We start from the raw sequence: 20464 nt of genomic DNA on the forward strand, positions 1-20464 counted from the left end.
TGAGTTTTTGCATAAAATAAGTTTTTAGGTGCCCAAAAAATTAAATTTAATCATTTTTACTTATTCTCTTAATTTACTTTGTTCTTAAAAGTAAACAAAGATTAATCACAATTCAAATGTTTATATTGTTACTTTTCGTATGATTATTTCACGATCTAAAACTAAGCTTAAGAAATACGAATATTTTTCGTTTTCATGAAAGACTCAAAATCAGATTTCAAGAACTACCGTGTCAAATTATAATTTGCTAAACTTTTTGATCTTTACCATTCATTTTTTCATTTTTTTAATAATAAAAACCTGAATCCTCAATCAAGGCACTTGACAAAAAAATAAAAATTTATCCGATTGATCATGTACTAAAATATATTTTTGAAACTTTTTATGATTGTGAAGGATTATGATTCAGATTAATCTATATGAAAATCTAATAAAAGAATTTAATTAACTTAATCATTAGTAGTTCTATTTGTTGGTATGATGACGTTAGTGTTTTCTGAAGTCACAAAATAAGAAGAATTTTTAGAAGGACAGATTGATTAACAAGGTCAAAAAATTATTCAGTGAATTTAAAACTGATGATCTAGTTATCACATTTGCTAATAATTTTCAAAAAGGAAGCGATGTTTTCAATAGCATCAGTGACCGCAATAGTGCTAATATTGAAATATAAAGGAAGGACAAACAACTTCCCTAAATCTTTTTAAGAACCTCCAGAATTTCAATATGGCATTTCAGAAACTGGCGAAGGGACGTTATAATTTAAAGCACTTTAAAAAATATAATAAATTCTTTAATCCACCTACTGATTTAGAAGTTGCAACCAAGGCATACTACATTCTCGTACTAAAAATATTAGCGTAATTAGGTTTAAAAAACAACTCGATAAATGAAAATAGTTAAATACTTTTTAATTACTTTTAAAGTTCAAAATCTATAAAACCTTTATTTCTAATTTTATATATTTTCATTTTTCAAAAATAAAAAAACTACTTTTTAGTTAATCTTCATAATTACTTTAATAAAAATGAATGATTTATCATGCATTTAAACCACTTTAAATCACTGTTAATTTTTTATCAACATTATCAACTTTTGTTTTATTTTGTAAAAATCATTAAATTTATATTTAATCGATTAAAAATCAATTTTTGAAATTTCACATGATTATTTTAGGTCTTGATCATAAGGTTTTACTAGATAACAATGTACCTTTAATTTAGAAATTAAAGAATTATATTGAAACTAATAAAATTTGAATAAGCAAATAGATATCCAAACACAGTAATTTTGTTTGAAAAACAAGGCATTTTAAATACTGTTTAGATACGCTTTGATTCATCAGTTTCATGATCAATCAAATATTGGTAATCATTACTAAATTCTATTGTTTCTAGGTATTTTTCAACAAATTCAATCATATTAGCATCTACTCTAAACTGAATGTAACCAACTTTTTTCTTTTTAAGATGACTAAAATCTTGGTAAATTTGTTTGATTAATAGTTCTAACTTATTTTGATTTCAAGAAGTATCAATATGAACTACAACAATATTTTTCATTAATTTGTAAAGTTTTTGTACTGGTGGGGGCGGCGGTGGCAGGTCAGTAGATAAATGGTACGAATCAATCCGGGCGTGAATTGCAGCATTACCATGATCAATTTTTTGGTCTAACTTATCAACCTTTTGGTTGGTTTTACCAATTTCTTTTTTTAATTCAATTTTATTGTTATCAATTTCCTTTTTTAACTCAACTTTATTGTTATCAATTTCTTTTTTTAATTCAATTTTAGCATTGTCAATTTTTTGGTTTGTTTTTTCAATTTCCTTTTTTAACTCTGTTTTATTGTTATCAATTTTTTTGTCTAATTTATCAACCTTTTGGTTGGTTTTATCAATTTCCTTTTTTAATTCGATTTTGATGCTTTGAACGTTTTGAGTTGTTTTCTTAGAATTCTCGGCAAGTTCTTTTAGTTGCTCAAGAACCAATTTTTGAAATTCAGATTCATTATCTTTTTTAGCCATACTAATTACCTCTTTTTGATACTTGTAATAAAAAGTTAACATTAAACTGTCTTGCTTTTAATCGCTGAAAACAAGGGTGCTCTATTATAAATTATTTTGCTTTTTTGAATTTACATTTTTTTAAAATAATTTTAAATTTAGCATTAAAACTGATAACGATACATCACTACTACTTGTCCAATATAAATCATTATGGAAATTGCTAGCAAATATGTAGTTTTTACTATATTAATAATTAGATCAATAAATCAAGATTCTTTTAAACTTTTTAAGCAGTTACAATTCTTCAATCAGGATGATGGAGACTTCAAATAATTTAACGTATATATCATAGTAAACAATTACACAAATTATTTGAAGACAAGATATCAAATTAGTAAAAGGATTAGTACTTTGCATACTCAATGAGTAAAAAATAAAAAAAGCTAACAGTTGCTAAATATGGATAAAAAGGCAGAATGATGAATCTTTAAAATAAATAAAAATTATAAAACTTTTAAAGTTTAGAATGAAAGAAATTATGATTGTTTGATCTTTTTAATAACCATGAAAGTTAATATACATTTTGTAGTTTTGGAATTTAATATTTTTACATTTTTGTAGTTTATAGCTTATTCAAAAAATGAATAAATTTTATTATTAACTAACTAAAATTTATAGTGATAATTTTTAGAGTTATTACTATTAAACTTAGTTTTGTTTTGATGTTTTAAATTTCATTAATCAATTTAAATTAGTTACAAATTCACAACTGTGGAGCAGATTGCAAAAGTAATCTATTCACAGTTAGATTTTTTATTGAATATCAAATTATTAAAATTTTTACTAATAATAAAATTTGTAGTAATCATCGTCTCGGTTTGTTATTTGGTTTTATCGTTACAATTTAATAACTAATGATAAATCACTTATATAATCTAATTCATTTCATTTATCATTTATAACCTTAAATATAATCGAGACTAGTGTAGTTATTATGACCGAGTTTAACTTAGTGGTTGTCTTCAACATTTTTAATATTTCACTTTTTTAAAAATCATTTGAAAATTTGATCTTTGAGTAAATTAGTTTTATTACGTTTATTTTTCAAGCTAATTAATTTAAAAAACATAAGTATTTTTAATTTGCATTATATTGCCAAAAGAAAATTTAAAGAATTTTTCATATGATTATTTAGTTTGTTGAATTCTGCAATTTTTAATTTTGTTATTTTTTTAACTTCTATCTAAAAGATAGAATATTTTTTTTGTAATCCTTAAATTTTGGGCTACAAAGGATTTAATTTTTAGATTTTTCTATCAAAAAGCACGATTTTTTAAATAAACCACTTGACAAAAAAAAAAAAAAAACAAAATATTCCCATCATTTAAAAATAAAACGTGAGATTTTTGCAAACTTTAATTTGGAATTTGGTTGCGAAGAATCATGCTGGAGAGAAATATAAATGCAAAAGTCTAAAAAGAAGTTTTTATTAACTGGATTGGCACTAGCGGTTCCGTTGGTAGGTGCCATTGCATCAGCATGCTCTGAAGTTAGTCAAGATAAACAACAGTCAACAACCCCACCTAAACCAGAAACAGAAGGTCAACCAAAACCAGAAACAGAAGGTCAACCTAAACCAGAAACAGACGGTCAACCAAAACCAGAAACAGACGGTCAACCTAAACCAGAAACAGACGGTCAACCTAAACCAGAAACAGACGGTCAACCTAAACCAGAAACAGAAGGTCAACCTAAACCAGAAACAGACGGTCAACCTAAACCAGAAACAGACGGTCAACCTAAACCAGAAACAGACGGTCAACCTAAACCAGAAACAGAAGGTCAACCAAAACCAGAAACAGACGGTCAACCAAAACCAGAAACAGAAGGTCAACCTAAACCAGAAACAGACGGTCAACCAAAACCAGAAACAGAAGGTCAACCTAAACCAGAAACAGACGGTCAACCAAAACCAGAAACAGACGGTCAACCAAAACCAGAAACAGACGGTCAACCTAAACCAGAAACAGACGGTCAACCAAAACCAGAAACAGACGGTCAACCAAAACCAGAAACAGACGGTCAACCTAAACCAGAAACAGACGGTCAACCAAAACCAGAAACAGACGGTCAACCAAAACCAGAAACAGAAGGTCAACCAAAACCAGAAACAGAAGGTCAACCTAAACCAGAAACAGACGGTCAACCAAAACCAGAAACAGACGGTCAACCTAAACCAGAAACAGACGGTCAACCAAAACCAGAAACAGACGGTCAACCAAAACCAGAAACAGAAGGTCAACCAAAACCAGAAACAGACGGTCAACCTAAACCAGAAACAGACGGTCAACCAAAACCAGAAACAGACGGTCAACCTAAACCAGAAACAGACGGTCAACCAAAACCAGAAACAGACGGTCAACCAAAACCAGAAACAGAAGGTCAACCAAAACCAGAAACAGACGGTCAACCAAAACCAGAAACAGACGGTCAACCAAAACCAGAAACAGACGGTCAACCTAAACCAGAAACAGACGGTCAACCTAAACCAGAAACAGACGGTCAACCTAAACCAGAAACAGACGGTCAACCTAAACCAGAAACAGAAGGTCAACCTAAACCAGAAACAGACGGTCAACATAAACCAGAAACAGACGGTCAACCTAAACCAGAAACAGACGGTCAACCTAAACCAGAAACAGACGGTCAACCTAAACCAGAAACAGACGGTCAACCAAAACCAGAAACAGAAGGTCAACTAAAACAAAATTAAATTATTTTAAAAAACAAAACCTGATGCAAAATTCGGGTTTTGTTTTTTTACATTTAAAACACCTCAAATTTATCTTTTTATAGCAAGGGATCAAATAATCAAAAATTTAAAAATAAATTATATTTTTCGTTTTTTAATATGAGTTTTTCCATAAGATAAGTTTTTGGGTACACAAAAATTAAATTTAATCATTTTTACTTATTCCCTTAGTTTACTTTGTTCTTAAAAGTAAACAAAAATTAATAATAATTCAAACGTTTATATTGTTACTTTTCGTATGATTATTTCACGATCTAAAACTAAGCTGAAGAAATACGAATATTTTTCATTTTCATGAAAGACACAAAATCAGATTTCAAGAACTACCATGTTAAAAGGATAATTTGTTAAACTTTTTAATTTTTACCATTTATTTTTTTCATTTTTTACTAATAAAAGACATAAATCTTCAATCAAGGCACTTGACAAAAAAACTGAAAATTTATCCGATTGATCATGTACTAAAGTATATTTTTGAAACTTTTTATGATTGTGAAGGATTATATGCAGATTAATCTATGTGAAAAATCTAATAAAAGAATTTAACTCACTTAACCATTAGTAGTTCTATTTGTTGGCGTGATTGCGTTAGTGTTTTCTGACGTCACAAAATAAGAAAACTTTGTAGAAGGCCAGAATTAACAAGGTCAAAAAATTACTTGATAAATTAAAACCATGATCTAATCATTACAGTCGTCAATAATTTCAAACAGGAAGTGATGTTTCCAATAGCATCAGTGACGGCAATGTTGCTAATACTGAAATATGAAGGGATGACAAACAAACCTCCATAAATTATTTTCAAAACCTCGAGGATTTCAGTATGGCAATTTAGAAACTGGTGATAGGACGATATGTTCAAATTACTTTAAAAAAATATAATAAATTTTTTGATACACCTACTGATTTCGAAGTTGTAACTAAGGCCTGCTACATTGTTGTATTAAAAATATTAACGTAATTAAATTTAAAAAATATTCTATAAATGTAAATAGTTAAATACTTTTTCATTATTTTTAAAGTTCAAAATTTATAAAAAACTTTATTTCTAATTTTATGTATTTTTTCATTTTGAAAAATAAAAAAACTACATTTTAGTAAGTATTCATAATTAATTTAATAAAAATTAATAATTTATCATACATTTAAACTACTTTAAACGTTGGTAATAATTTAGTTTTTATTTTAGTGTTGTTAATTTTATGAACATTATGAACTGTTTCAATTTGTTTTGTAAAAATAATTCAACTTATATTTAATTAATTAAAAATCGATTTTTAAAATCTCACATGATTTTTGATCATCAGATTTTTATTAGATAACAATGTACCTTTAATTTCGTAAATTAAAAAATTATATTGAAACTAATAAAATTTGAATAAGTAACATATATCAAAAAGTGGGAAGTTAGTTGAAAAAAATAAGGCTTTTTAAATACTGTTTAGATACGCTTTGATTCATCAATTTCCTGATCTATCAAATATTGATAATCCTTACTAAATTCAATTGTTTCTAAGTATTTTTCAACATACTTAATCATATTAGCATCTACTCGACACTGAATGTAACCAACTCTCTTCTTTTTAAGTTGACCAAAGTCTTGGTAAATTTGTTTGATTAATAGTTCTAACTTATGTTGATTTCAAGAAGCGTCGATATGACTTAAAACAATATTTTTCATTAATTTGTAAAGTTTTTGTACTGGTGGAGGCGGTGGTAGGTCAGTAGGTAAAATGGTATACGAATCAATCCAGGCGTTAATTGCAACATTACCATGATCAACTTTTTGGTCCAGTTTATCGACCTTTTGATTGGTTTTATTAATTTCCCTTTTTTACTCAATATTATTATTGTCAATTTTTTATTTGTTATTTTAACGTTTTCATTAAGTTTTTTAGTTAATCAATAATTAGTTTTTGAAACTTCGAATCATTATCTTTTTTAGTTATACTAATCAGCTCTTTTTGATACTTATATAGAATAGTTACAAATTTATACTTTCTTATTTTTAATGGTTGAAAACAAGGATAATTTATTGTAAATTGTTTTGCTCTTTTTGAATTTTTAATTTTGTAAAATAATTCCAAATTTAATATTAAAACTGATAAAGATAGATTATTATTACTTGCCAAATCTAGTTGATTATAAGAATCGTCAAGAAATATGTAGTTTCTATTGCATGAAATTCCTATTATTTTTGGATCTAATGATTCATATTTATAATGATTTTATTTTCATTTTTAATTTGACTATGATCAAGTTTAGTTTGATACTTACTTGACACCTTCATAATATTTATTTTCTTAAAAACGATTTTTAAAGTTTCACCTTTTAGTAAGTTTGTATGAAATAAGAAAAGATTGAAAGATTTTTTATAAGCTTATTAGTTTATTAATCTTGGTGATTCTTATTTTTTTGTTATTTTTTTTAATTTCAATCTAAAAATCCTTTTTTAGATTTTTTATTTGAATGCATAAATTTTTAATAAACACTACTTGACAAAAAAAAGAAAAACAAACAAAATATTACAATCGATTTAAAACAAAAAACGAAATTCTTTGTATTTTTTATTTGCAAAGTATTGTCCTAGGAGAAAAAACTAAATGAAAAAACTTAAAAGTACAAGGAAAATTTGATTAACCGGATTAGCGGTAGCAGTCCCGTTAGTTGGTGTAATTGCGTCAGCATGCTCTATGGTTGGAAAGCAAGAGAAAGATTCTGATAAACGAAAAGCGACTGCCATTTTAGGTCATGCCGCAAGAAATGTAAACACCAGAAACCAAACTCAACTTGCTATTCTTGTTTGACCAACAATTAATACACTTGAAAAAGTTAATGGACAATTACCATTAACCAATAGGTTTCCGACCGCCTTGACAACCGACACGACTGCTGAAGTTAGTGCCGAAATTGGTCCTGATATGAATTCAATTGTTATAAAAATTGCTTTGAAAAAAGGCAGAGAAGGAACCAGTTACTACTCTGCAACTGGCGAAATACAAAATACCAGATTTGAAAAGACTTTTACTATTTATGGATATCTAAAATTCCAAGAATTTATTAGTAAGAGTATGCAGGATGCATTAAAAGGATGATACCAAGAATTTATTAGTAAGAATATTCAGGATGCATTAAAAGGATATCAAGAATATAATAATAAGAGCATTCAGGATGCATTAAAAGGATATCAAGAATATAATAATAAGAGTATTCAGGATGCATTAAAAAGACTACTCTATCCCTATATAGATATCTATATAAATAAACAAAACTCAACTTGCTATTATTGTTTGACCAACAATTAATACGCTTGAAAAAGTTAATGAACAATTAACACGACCCGATAGGTTTCTGACCGCCTTACCTGCTGACACAACTGCTGAAGTTAGTGCCAAAATTAGTCCTGATATGAATTTAGTTGTTATAAAAATTGCTTTGAAAAAAGATAGAGAAAGAACCAGTTACTACTTGTAAAATGTTTTTTCTGTTAAGATAATGCTACGATTATGATTAATGAAAGGTTTCTAATATTGAATCAAAGTAATTCTAAATTGAATTTACATAATAAAACAAGAAATAAATTTAAAATTTTTACAAAAATAAAACTTGAAAATCCATATGAAGTTGGCAAACAAGTATCAACATGACTAACCGTTATTTATTTTTTTTGGATTGGTTTTATTGTTGCCATTATTTTATCGTCAAAAATGAAAGTCGAAATTGGTGTGATGTTTATAGTTTTTGTTATCATTGGATTGTTTATGTTATGATGACTTCTCATTATTTTTAAACAACAAGTTGGTTTTTTATCGAATTATCCCGAAAAAATTACAGGTATGATTTTTGTTCCGATTTTGTATTGATGATTTGGTCGGATTCAACAACTTAAGTAAATTCTAGTTAGTTAATTAGATAAAATTAGATAATAATCTTTTTCTGATAAAACGGTCTCTATAAATCATTTTTATTAAAGCGTAATAATTAAGTTATTTAGTTGCATGGTAGTCTGTAACATTAAACTTTTTTAGTATAAACAAGCATTTGCTTACTTGTTTTGCAAATGTGGTTTCCAATCAACTACCTTTCTTGTTTTCATGCACAAAAAATAATTTCTAAACTAACCAACAGCAAATCATGAATTAAAATTTAAGACGCAAACAAATGTGGATAAATCTGCTAAAAGGTAAAAATATTCTTAAAATTTAATTTTAAAATTAAGATAAAAGCATCAGTTTAAACTAAACAGTTGTTAAAAAAACAAATAAAGGTAGTTTTTGGTGTACGTAATGTTAAAAACAATATAGTTAAAATGAATAATTTCTAAAGTAACTGATTTAAAATCAAGCATGGATAAGTCTCTCATTAACTAGGAAGCAATTAGTAAAAAGCTAGTTGCACCAAAAAATAAATGGGTATTAATTTTGCACCTAATGTTGATTATTTTCAGAGTTTTGAGCCTTTTAAGATGTCAATTGTAATAATGAAGTATCTCCAAAAGAAAGGTTAGGGCGGAAATTTAGATCATAATCTCCGCCCAATTTGAAATCAAATGAAACTATTTATAGGAACATCTTAAGGTAACGATAAAAATAAATGTTAACATAAAGAATTAGAGATAGTGTGATTCATTTTTCTTTAAACAAAACTTATTTAAACAAAGAAAAAATCCATATTTATCTAATAATGAAATTTCAAATTAATTAAAATATGAATTTCTAGTTAAAAAGAAGCATGTATTCTTAATGATTTGCAGGTGTGGTACCCGTTCGTTTTGAATCCTGATTTTTAAGTACACTTATTTGAATTTAGATAAAAATCAACATAAAAGAAGTTGTGAAATATTTACATTCAAACTATAATTTGGTCCCCCCCATATTATTGTTCAGTTTTTTGTTTATTTAATGAACGCTAAACATCAAAATTTTAAATAGAAATTTTAAATGAAAAAATGTTATAGGAAACAGTTAGCAAAAATGTTTTGGCAACATTAATAAGTTTTGGTATTTTTTATGATAATAAGAATCATGTCAAGCGATTTAACATTTAACTAAAAAAATTAAATATTTTTAGGTCTGTGTTGTAAATTGATTTTTGTAAGTTTACTAGATTTAATATTTTTATTTATAATTTGTATATTATTGGCTTTTTAATTTTTTAGTAAAAAAGCCAGTTTAAATTTCTTGAACTTTTAGACATTAGACTTTCATGAAAATAAGAAAACTTTGAATTAATAAATATAGCGAAAAAATTGAAAAATTAGTTAGAGTTTTCAAAAAAATAAATTTTAATAATGAGTTTTCGTAAATTATTCGTTGATGTTCATCAAACTTTCTTAAGTTTTGTTGAAAAATATTTATTAATTGATCATAAGATATAAGTGTTTATTAAATATTTTTAAATTAAGACCAGAAGTAATTTAATCAATTCTATAGTTATATTTTTTTGAAACATTTTGTTCTCTTAATGTGAAAGGTTGCATATTTACAAGCACGGACAATTCAATGAAAATAAAACTTGAAAGATTTACTATATAAGATAGATGCCTTTATACGTTTATTTCACAACTAAAAACTAACTAAAAAACTATTTTGCATTTGTGTTATATAGACAAAATGCATTTCTAAAATTCATTATGTAAAAATGTTAATTTATTGAACTTTATGCTTTTGTTTTTTAACTATAATTTAAAGATTATATTATTTTTTCAATATTAAGATTAATATCAATATAGAATAATTTAATTTTTTAAATTTTTCTCTAAAAAGTACAAGTTTTCAAGCAAATCATTTTATAAAGAAACAGAAAATCATCCAAACTTTAAAAAATAAGCAATAGATTCTTTTAAATTTACTATATTTGCACAATATAGAACCAGAAGATCAATGAAATGTTGCAAAATATACAAAATTTAAAAAAGATTTTTTTAACTTCGTTTGCACGAATCATTCCGTTAGTCGGCATGATAGTATCAGTGTGCATCTGTAGAAATAATTCAAAAAAATTTTAAATGTATCGTAGCACAAATACCATCACAAAGAGAAAAATGGAACTAGCAAAGAATCCTTTGCGAACTTAAGGACAAGAATTAAATAGCATTTGTTCTAGCTAATTTCTGTTTTTAATTCAGCTCGAACATCATCAACCATTCATCTATTTATCCATATTTTTGTTAAGTTCTTTTCTTGTTAAAGAACTAATTTTTTGAATTCATCACCTTTATTTAATTATAAGATTTTGTTACTAAATTAACATACGTATGGTCTAAAAATTACATAAATGTATTGTAAATTAGTTTAATTAAAAAAAATAATACTTCTAAATTAAAAGCAGTAAATTAGTTTTGAATAAGAAGATTTTTTTCTAAGTATTATTTAGACATGTTTAGATTCATCAGTTTCCTGATCTATCAAATATTGATAATCCTTACTAAATTCAATTGTTTCTAAGTATTTTTCAACAAACTTAATCATATTAGCATCTACTCGAAACTGAATGTAACCAACTTTCTTCTTTTTAAGATGACCAAAGTCTTGGTAAATTTGTTTGATTAATAGTTTTAACTTATTTTGATTTCAAGAAACATCGATATGACTTAAAACAATATTTTTCATTAATTTGTCAAGTTTTTGCACTGGCGGTGGTAGCGGTGGTAGGTCAGTAGGTCAATGGTATACGAATCCATTAGGGCATGAATCGCAGCATTACCATTATCAACTTTTTGGTCCAGTTTATCGACTTTTTGATTTGTTTTAGCAATTTCTTTTTTAATTCAATTTTATTGTTATCAATTTTTTTGATTTGTTTTCTTAACTTTTTTCTCAAGTTTTTTAGTTGATCAATGCTTAATTTTTTAAATTTCAAATCATTGTCATTTTTGGTCATACTAATTACTTCTTTTTTTATCTTTATAAAGAAAAACTAGAGCAAAAAATTTTTGATTTTTTAACATTTGAAAACAAGGATAATCTTTTGTAAATTATTTTATTCTTTTTGAATTTATAATTCGTCAAATAATTTTAAAGTTAACATTAAAATTGATAAAGACTTATTACTACTTGCCAAATCTAGTTGATTATAAAAACCATTAACAAATATGTAGTTTCTATTACAGGAAATCCCTATTGGTTCGGATCTTTTGGATCTAATGATTAATGTTTATAATGATTTCATTTTCATTTTTAATTTGACTATGATCGAGTTTAGTTTGATACTTGCTTGGCACCTTCATAATATTTATTTTGTTAAAAACGATTTTTAAAACTTCCCTTTTAGTAAGTTTGTATGAAAAAAGAAAAGATTTAAAGAATTTTTATAAGCTTATTAGTTTATTAATCTTGGTGATTCTTATTTTTTTTGTTATTTTTTTTAATTTTAATCTAAAAATTCTTTTTTAGATTTTTTATTTGAATGCATAAATTTTTAATAAACGCTACTTGACAAAAAAAAAAAAAAATAAACAAAATATTACCATCCATTTAAAACAAAAAACGAAATTCTTTGTATTTTTTATTTGCAAAGTATTGTCCTAGGAGAAAATACTCAATGAAAAAACTTAAAAGTAAATGGAAAATTTGATTAACCGGATTAGCGTTAGCAGTTCCGTTAGTTGGTGTAATTGCGTCAGCATGCACTTCTCAAGCGAATCAAGAGAATAAAACCCCAACAAAAACAGGAACAGACAGTCCGCAAACCCCAACAAAAACAGGAACAGACAGTCCACAAACCCCACTAAAAACAAGAACAGACAGTCCGCAAACCCCAGAAAAAACAGGAACAGACAGTCCGCAAACCCCAGAAAAAACAGGAACAGACAGTCCACAAACCCCACAGCCTCCTCGACTGAGTCAAGAGAATCAACCCCAACCACTTGGAGGAAATAATCCTCAATCTGACAATGAAGAGCAAAGCGACGAATCTGAGAATCAAGACCAAATCAGCGAATCTGACAATGAAGAGCAAAGTGACGAATCTAACAATGAACCAAGCAAAGAACCAAGCAAAGGAGGGTTAAAGGAGTTAGGAAAGGATCTAGCAAAGGAGCTAGGAAAGGGTCTAGCAAAGGAGTTAGGAAAGGGTCTAGCAAAGGAGTTAGGAAAGGGTCTAGGAAAGCATTTAGCAAAGAAAGTAGGAGAGAAAATAAAAAAGAAACTAGAAAAGAATTCTGGTAAAGAATCTGACAATACAACAGAACTCGCCAAAAATAACAATGAAATTTAAGATTTAGAACTGTTTGATCTTTTGTTTTAACTAACAACAAACAGTTAGATTATTGTAAAAAACAAAACTATTAAAAAACAAAACTATTGAGTAAAATTTAAATTTTTCTTTTTTTAATTCAATATACGTCAAAATCTATCTTTATTAGAAAACTGATATTAAAGGGTATAAACCTAAAAATGCACCATAGTTTTTTTGTCTTAAAATATTAATTTTCTGTGTTTACTAATAAATTGATGATAGATGAAAGTTATACCTAAACATATCTTTGTCCATTTTATTTGTAGAATTGTTCATAGAATCAAATAATTTAATTAAAAATTAAATTATATAAACTTATTAAATGAAGCACTTTTGAAATGGTTATTCATTGATGAAAATAACTTCATCAAGTCTAATTATTTAGTTTATAATTTGTATTAAAAATCAGATCTGAATTAGATCATGTGAAAATTTTAATTAATTAAACGTTGTAATTTTGGAGTTTTGATATTCTATTTATTTTTAGATATCCTATTAAAAAAGATCATTTTGATACAAACGGTTTGCCAAAAAATAAAGTTTGTAACTACGCAAAAATATAAAAAATTAATTTCACGTAATATTTAAATTTGCAAATTATTATTACTCTGGGAAATTAATTAATATGAAAAAATTGAAAAAGAGTACTTACTAACCGTGTTAGTATTAGCGATAGTATTAGTTAATGCGGGTTACATCAACATGCTCTGAAACGTTAAAGTAAAAGAACAAGGTAAAAGTATAGACAGAGCGACTAAAGAGGCAAGTGTCATTAGCACAGCCGGTAAAATCAAGAATATTAACAAACAAGAATAAATTGCAATTTTAAATGATGCTATAAAGTAAGTAATTAAAAATAGTACTTAATTTGCAGGATCAGTTGTTTCTTTCGGAATTAATTCACTTGATAAAATAAACAAGCGGTTATCTCAAAGAAATGATTTTTAACTGAATTACCAATTTATACATAAGGATTAAGTTATTGCACAACAGGACTCAACCAGCGTGGATCCAGTTTTAATTCTCATAGCAATTATTTTGAAAAAAGGTAACGAATATTGAAATAAAAATGATTATTTACAAGTCGCTAAACGTGAATTAAAATTTTCGATCGCTGATTACAGTACTGCTGCTATTGTTTTTAGACTAAGATAGTCAGAGTTTTGATTAATCCCGAATTAATAAAAATTAAACTTTAAAATTTTGCTATTTTTATAATTCTAAACTTTAGGGCAAGAAGATTATCTGTAATACTATAGAGATAATTAATCAAAGTTTTTCAATCAGCAAATTCAAATTGTCGTTGAAGGTTTAAAGACAAGATTTTTCAAAAATAGGTGAAAAGGCATTAACATCATTTTCCACATAAATAAATATATTTAAATCTAATTTTTTCCACATAAATAAATATATTTAAATCTAATTTACAGTTAACCTAGTTAATTTCAAAAATGAATTTTACTGTAGGATTTGTTATTAATTTTGTTAAGCTTAATTCAAATTATTTTTAAGACAGAGATTACTTTTCACTTACTTGTTAAAAAAATAGATCTTATTTTTGCCAATTTTTATATTTTAATGTTTCGGATTAAATGAAAAAACTAATTTAATTCTACTAGTTATTAATTTAAGCGCGAATAAAGGATCAATAATATTACAATTTTTTATCATTCTTTAAAGCGATATCGAACTTTCTATAGAAAGAATTAAATTATGCAATTCTATATACAGTTATCCTTATTAGATTTTGCATTGTCTAAATTTACAGTTAAAAATTATTCATTATAAGTTATTCCATAATCAAAGTATGTTATAATAAATGCCATCTACTATTTAGATTGATCAGTCTTGTCCCTTGACATATGAATAAAAAAATAATTACAAAAACCGCTACCAAACCTAGCTATAAGGCAAAAGTTAAAACCCACAAAAACGTGGATAAACGTCTTATTAAAATAGCAGAAAAACCATTAAAGCCTGCTTCAAAAGGAAAAGTTAAAATCCAAAAAAAAATTGGCAAGCCTGATGCTAAAACAATCGCAAAACCATTAAAATCTATTTTAAAAACTAAAACAAGCAAACCGGTTAAAAAAAAGGTTGTCATAAAAGAAACAAAAACAGTTTTTATTGGCTCTAATGATCAGAAGAATTCAATTAAGAGCAGAAAACATATTAACAAAAAGGTTGCATCAAAACATAGCAGTGATAAACAACCAAATGAAATTAGTAACGAATTAATAAAAAAAAAGAAAAAAAAATTAATTGCTCCTAAAAAAGAAATAAGTGTTAAGTTATCTGCCAAAACTAACCATTCTTTAAAAAATTCAACTTCCATAACACCAAGCAACGAAATATTTCCTGAAAAAAAACGCCGAGGTCGTAAGGCAAAACACCCGCCTAATGATGAAAGAAACGAAATCATTTATAGTGATATTGTTGAAGCACCATCAAAGAGTAAGTATCAGGATAAAGAACTAGATGCTGTGATTCATGCTTTGCTAAGCAAAGCCCATTCAAAACAACGAAAAAATCCTTATTTATCCAATGCCGACATTGTTAAAATAATTAAAAAACACGATTTTACCGACAAGGAAGAAGAACATATCCTTGATGATTTGCGTGATCGTGGTGTCCGCTTGGAACCTGATGTCGAAGAACACTTAGTTGAATTTAGAAAAAATCAAGACTTAACTGAAATTGATGAAAACATTCAAGAATTATCCATTAAAGGAACTACGACAAGAGATAAAGTTGAAGACAACGTTAGAGCTATTTTAGGGACTTTAGGTGCGTCTAAAATGCTTGAATATAATGAAGAATTAAGAATTGCTAAACTGTTAGGAAGTAATGATGAAGAAACACGACAGTATGCATATAATCAATTAGTTACTTCTAATTTGCGTTTGGTTACTTCAATTGCCAAACGACATTTAAGTCGCGGGCTTGATTTTGTAGACTTAATTCAAGAAGGTACTATTGGCTTGATAAAAGCAATTAGTAAATTTAATTATAAGTTAGGCAATAAGTTTTCAACTTACGCAACATGATGGATCCGCCAAGCAATTACTAGGGCAATTGCCGATCAAGCAAGAACCATTCGAATTCCTGTGCACATGGTTGAAACGTTAAATAAACTTGGAAAAGTAGAACGATCCTTAACCCAAAAACTTGGACGCGAGCCCACTAATGAAGAAATCGCTGAAGAAATGGGAGGTCAGGCCAACGGTTTTACTCCTAAAAAAATCGTTGAAATTCGAAAACTTAATATTGATCCGGTTTCTTTGGATAAGCCCGTTGGCAATGATGATGAGTCGCAATTTGTTGATTTTGTGAAAGATACTGATATGGATCGACCTGATGAATTTTCTGAGAAAAAAATTATTGTCGAACATATTAACGAACTATTTAATAATACGTTAAGCCGTAAGGAAGAACAAATTATTCGAATGCGTTTTGGTTTAGCTCCTTTTAATGGCCCGATGACGTTAGAAGAAGTTGGTAGTAAATTTCTGGTAACTCGTGAACGAATTCGGCAAATTGAAGCCAAAGCACTACGAAAATTAAAACATCCAAGTAAAAATACGAAATTACGATCATTTTTAAGAAATGACGAAAAAAATTAATTACCTCATTTCATTTATGAATCGCCCGTGTGATATTGTTGTCGATATCGGGTGTGATCATGGCTATTTAGGGTTAACATTGCTGAAAAATCATGATGTTAATTTAGTTATCAATATTGATAAAAAAAGTGAACCATTACAAAGTGCCATAAAAAATTTAACTAAATATAATCTAAAAAAGCAAACGATTAATCTAATTAACGACGGTTTGAATGATTTAAATCTGAAAATGAAAATTGATTATGTTGTCATTGCTGGTTTAGGTGCACAAAATATTATTAAAATCCTTAAAAAAAAGCAAGCGAACAATATTAAATATTTTTTATTTCAGCCGGAAGGAAATCTGGTTGTTTTGCGACGATGACTGTTTGAAAATAACTATGAAATTCTTAACGAGGGCATTATTAAAGTTGACGAACATTTTTATGTTGTAATTTTGTGTAATGAAAATAAGAATTATCAAAAAGCAGTTTATGGCCTTGATGATCTTTATTTAGGACCTATTTTAAAGTTTTGACCCAAAAATCTTGTTTTTCGCGAATGGGTTATTAATCAAGTTAGCAAGTATGAAAAAATTACAGAAAAATGCCAATCTGAAAAAAATTTATCAATTTTAAGAGTTTATTACAATTTTTTAAAAGATGAAACCAATCAAAATTAAAGAGGTAATTGATTTTCTTTTGGATCTTTATCCTTTACAAAATCAATTAGTTTGAGATGCTAGCGGAATCATCAACAAAGTTTTTTTAAAAAATCAATTGCACAATGTTTTGGTTGTTGCTGATCTAGATGAACCAGCGATGACTTTAGCATTAGAAAATAATGTCAATTTAATTATTTCGCACCACCCGTTAAGTTTAAATATTCGCAACGAAAATGATCCATACATTAAAAAAACCATTAAAATCATGAAATTAAATAAAATTGTTTTCCTGTCATTACATACTAATTTTGATGTAGATAAAAATGGCTTAGTAAAGGCTTTTTGCGACTCAATTGGTTTTAAAAAATGAACAATAAATAAATTTATCCCAGGATTATGCGAGGTTAAATTTAACCAAAATTTATCAGAATTAATCAAATTATTTAAAAACCAGCATTATGTTGATTATGTTAAAGTTGATCGAAAGTTATTATTACAAAATCCGGTTATCAAACGTTGCTTAATTGGTTTAGGAGCTTTTTATTCAGCGGCCTATGATTATCTTCAAATTATCAAAAAATCTGATTTGTTTGTTACTGGTGATTTGAAATGAAGTAATTGAATTCACGCTTTAAATAACAGCGTTAAGGTGATTGATATTGGCCATAAAATTGAAGCGGTTTTTATTAAATATATAAAAGACTTATTACTTAAACACTTTTATCCTTTTCTAAATGATCAAATTTTTGACATGCCACCATCTGTTACCTTGCAAATTATTAATTAATTATTTACCTTACTTTCATTTATACTCTGTCAAAAAATAAAATATTAAATAAAAATCTTAAAGTTTTTTATAAAGTAAACATATTTATTGATAAATTGCACATTTTAAAAAACATTTTAAAACTAAATATGAAAGAAAATTTGGATAAGTTTGGTGATCAAAAGAATTTGGATGAAGAAATTGATGAAAACATTTCACAACCTTCAAAAAATTTAGTTAGTTATCTAAAAGATTATCATTTTAATAGTGATGATTATGTTAAATCTTTAGGAAGCGATGATCTTGAAATGAGGCAAAAAGCAGTTAAATACCTCATTATCTCTCACCTTAGAATGATTTATTCTGTTGCTGCTATTTATTCAGGACGCGGGGTATATTTTGCAGACCTGGTTCAAGAAGGAGCACTTGGATTAATCACTGCAATTAATAAATTTGATTCTAATTTCAATAATAAATTTTCCACCTATGCAGTATGATGAATCCGTCAAGCCATTCAGCGTGCTACTGTAATTCAAAGTCGGATGATTCGACTTCCCGTGCACATTGTTGAAACTTTAAGTAAATTACATAAAGTAAAAAGGTTATTACTTGAGCAGTTAGGACGTGAACCAAACAATGATGAAATTGCTGCAAGTATGAACGGTAATTCAACCAAAGATTACACGGCTCAAAAAATTGATCAATTTCGTAAATTCGATGTTTTGGTCTTTTCTTTGGACCGCTTAATTTTTAATAATAATTATCGAAAGGTTGATTTTGAAAATTGCTCAAGTTTAAACCGTCCAGATCTACGTTTAGAAAGGAAAATGCTTTTTGAATGTATTAATGAAATGCTAGATCAAACATTATCTAAAAAAGAAGAACAAATTATTAGAATGCGGTTTGGTTTATTTCCTTTTGAGCAATCAATGACACTAGAAGAAATTGGTGAGATATTTCACATCACCCGGGAACGGGTCCGTCAGGTTGAAAGAAACATTTTACAAAAATTAAAAATTTTTTCAAAAAGCCATCACTTAAAGTTATTTTTAACAGAACGGTTGCTAAATTAATTTAATCCCGATTTGCCCCTATTTTAACGTAAGTGTCTCTTTAAAAACGCCTTAATTTAAAGAAATTTTCATAAATTGATTTTGGCTAAAATTAAACAAAAAGTGAATTTTGAATACTTTATGAAATTAGCAAAATTTAAAAGTACATTCGAAATTGCAAATAAAACACTAACTTCCGTTTTAATAATTTATCATAGTTAATATAATAATGTAAATTAAGTGTTAGGAAACATATTTGTAAATGAGTTTAGCAACAGCTGTGTTATTATTAGTGGTTTTTGCATTAATAATCGGATATTTAATCGGTTCAGTAATGTTTTCTGATCTTTTTAGTTATTTTCTAAAAAAAAACCCACGCCATTATGGCAGTAAAAATCCCGGGATGACTAATTCCATTCGTGTTTTTGGAATGAAGTATGGCGTTATTACTGGTTTATTAGATATTTTTAAGGGATTAATACCGTTTTTAATAACATTAGCCATCTATAAATACTGATTGCAAGCATATATTGAAGTTAATGGTGGAATCAAGTCGTTTCCAGCCAACCGGATTTATTTTTTAACTTATCTATCTTCATTTGCAGCAATCGCCGGTCATATCTGACCAATTTTTTTTAAATTCAAAGGCGGGAAAGCGGTTGCAACAACGGTTGGCCTTTTATTAGCGACATCAGTTTGGTGGTTTATTGTTATTGCCATTATCTGATGAACCATTGCAATTAAAACTAAATATGTATCACTAGCATCCCTTGTTAGTTTTGCAGTTTTCCCAGTTTTAAATTTAATTCCGTGACTTGCTTACATGCATTGGTTTTATTTGGGCCAATTAAATTTTTTAACTTACCAAAGTGATTGACCAACAATTATTTTTTTTGAAGTTTTCATCCTTATGTTAACGGGTTATGTATTTTGATTACACCGTAGTAATATTCAAAGACTTCGCTCTGGCACTGAACGCAAAATTACTGAAAGAATTCACTCTTAAATATGGCAAAAAAAACAAACAAAGCAATTCAAGCCGAAATTTTAGATGTCTTAGATAACATCCGTTTTTACATTCAAAAAGACGGTGGTGATTTAAAGTTTTTAAAATTTGAAAAAGGTATTGTTCACATTCAAATTTTAGGATCATGCGTTAATTGTGCTTTAATTGATATTACTTATAAAGATGGCGTGGAAACCATCTTAAAAGAAGAAATTCCACAAGTTAAATCTGTAAAGATTATCCAAGAAGCAAACCCAACAGATAAAAAACAACCATATTTGCAGATTAATAAAATTTCACCTTTTAAAAAATAAA

The 20464-nt window shown here is 27.3% G+C and carries 15 protein-coding genes; 12 read left to right on the forward strand and 3 right to left on the reverse strand.

The window, feature by feature from the left end:
* Nucleotides 1-726: 726 nt before the first annotated feature.
* A complete protein-coding gene (locus ABDB96_RS02905) occupies nt 727-864 on the forward strand; it encodes a hypothetical protein (RefSeq protein WP_343251277.1) in 138 nt (45 codons plus the stop codon).
* Nucleotides 865-1322: 458 nt separating this feature from the next.
* On the opposite strand, the gene ABDB96_RS02910 is transcribed toward ABDB96_RS02905, so the two are convergent.
* Nucleotides 1323-2027: a hypothetical protein gene (locus tag ABDB96_RS02910; RefSeq protein ID WP_343251294.1), complete on the reverse strand. Its 705-nt coding sequence runs from the start codon at nt 2025-2027 to the stop codon at nt 1323-1325.
* Between the two features lie 1444 nt (nt 2028-3471).
* Here ABDB96_RS02910 and ABDB96_RS02915 point away from each other — a divergent pair.
* Nucleotides 3472-4782, forward strand: coding sequence for a hypothetical protein (locus ABDB96_RS02915; protein WP_343251295.1), 1311 nt, complete (start codon nt 3472-3474; stop codon nt 4780-4782).
* A 1480-nt stretch (nt 4783-6262) separates the two neighbouring features.
* Here the strand turns inward: ABDB96_RS02915 and ABDB96_RS02920 are convergent.
* Nucleotides 6263-6502: a hypothetical protein gene (locus ABDB96_RS02920; protein ID WP_343251296.1), complete on the reverse strand. Its 240-nt coding sequence runs from the start codon at nt 6500-6502 to the stop codon at nt 6263-6265.
* Between the two features lie 922 nt (nt 6503-7424).
* Here ABDB96_RS02920 and ABDB96_RS02925 point away from each other — a divergent pair.
* Together ABDB96_RS02925 and ABDB96_RS02930 are read left to right on the forward strand one after the other, a co-directional pair.
* Entirely contained in the window at nt 7425-8126 is a 702-nt protein-coding gene (locus tag ABDB96_RS02925; RefSeq protein ID WP_343251297.1) for a hypothetical protein, read from the forward strand.
* A gap of 225 nt (nt 8127-8351) precedes the next feature.
* Nucleotides 8352-8714, forward strand: a complete 363-nt coding sequence (locus ABDB96_RS02930) for a hypothetical protein (protein WP_343251298.1) — start codon at nt 8352-8354, stop codon at nt 8712-8714.
* Nucleotides 8715-11192: 2478 nt separating this feature from the next.
* Here the strand turns inward: ABDB96_RS02930 and ABDB96_RS02935 are convergent.
* Complete coding sequence (locus ABDB96_RS02935; protein WP_343251299.1) at nt 11193-11432, reverse strand: hypothetical protein; 240 nt, start codon at nt 11430-11432, stop codon at nt 11193-11195.
* Between the two features lie 931 nt (nt 11433-12363).
* Here ABDB96_RS02935 and ABDB96_RS02940 point away from each other — a divergent pair.
* The 8 genes from ABDB96_RS02940 (at nt 12364) to ABDB96_RS02975 (ending at nt 20463) form a co-directional block, all read left to right on the forward strand.
* Nucleotides 12364-13038, forward strand: a complete 675-nt coding sequence (locus tag ABDB96_RS02940) for a superantigen-like protein SSL4 (protein ID WP_343251300.1) — start codon at nt 12364-12366, stop codon at nt 13036-13038.
* Nucleotides 13039-14064: 1026 nt separating this feature from the next.
* Nucleotides 14065-14214 carry a hypothetical protein gene (locus ABDB96_RS02945; protein ID WP_343251301.1) on the forward strand — a complete coding sequence of 50 codons (150 nt, stop codon included), beginning with the start codon at nt 14065-14067 and terminating at the stop codon, nt 14212-14214.
* 707 nt (nt 14215-14921) lie between these two features.
* Nucleotides 14922-16682, forward strand: coding sequence for an RNA polymerase sigma factor (locus ABDB96_RS02950; RefSeq protein WP_343251302.1), 1761 nt, complete (start codon nt 14922-14924; stop codon nt 16680-16682).
* On the forward strand, nt 16666-17343 hold the full coding sequence (locus ABDB96_RS02955) for a tRNA (adenine(22)-N(1))-methyltransferase (protein ID WP_343251303.1): 678 nt from the start codon (nt 16666-16668) through the stop codon (nt 17341-17343). Before ABDB96_RS02950 ends, ABDB96_RS02955 begins: the two co-directional genes overlap by 17 nt.
* Nucleotides 17324-18112, forward strand: coding sequence for a Nif3-like dinuclear metal center hexameric protein (locus tag ABDB96_RS02960; protein WP_343251304.1), 789 nt, complete (start codon nt 17324-17326; stop codon nt 18110-18112). Before ABDB96_RS02955 ends, ABDB96_RS02960 begins: the two co-directional genes overlap by 20 nt.
* Before the next feature lie 128 nt (nt 18113-18240).
* Nucleotides 18241-19164, forward strand: a complete 924-nt coding sequence (locus tag ABDB96_RS02965) for a sigma-70 family RNA polymerase sigma factor (RefSeq protein ID WP_343251305.1) — start codon at nt 18241-18243, stop codon at nt 19162-19164.
* 241 nt (nt 19165-19405) lie between these two features.
* Complete coding sequence (gene plsY / locus ABDB96_RS02970; protein WP_343251306.1) at nt 19406-20149, forward strand: glycerol-3-phosphate 1-O-acyltransferase PlsY; 744 nt, start codon at nt 19406-19408, stop codon at nt 20147-20149.
* A gap of 2 nt (nt 20150-20151) precedes the next feature.
* A complete protein-coding gene (locus ABDB96_RS02975) occupies nt 20152-20463 on the forward strand; it encodes a NifU family protein (protein ID WP_343251307.1) in 312 nt (103 codons plus the stop codon).
* Nucleotide 20464 lies beyond the last annotated feature (1 nt).

The organism is Mycoplasma amphoriforme A39 (assembly GCA_000723365.1).
Lineage (GTDB): Bacteria > Bacillota_I > Bacilli_A > Mycoplasmatales > Mycoplasmoidaceae > Mycoplasmoides > Mycoplasmoides amphoriforme.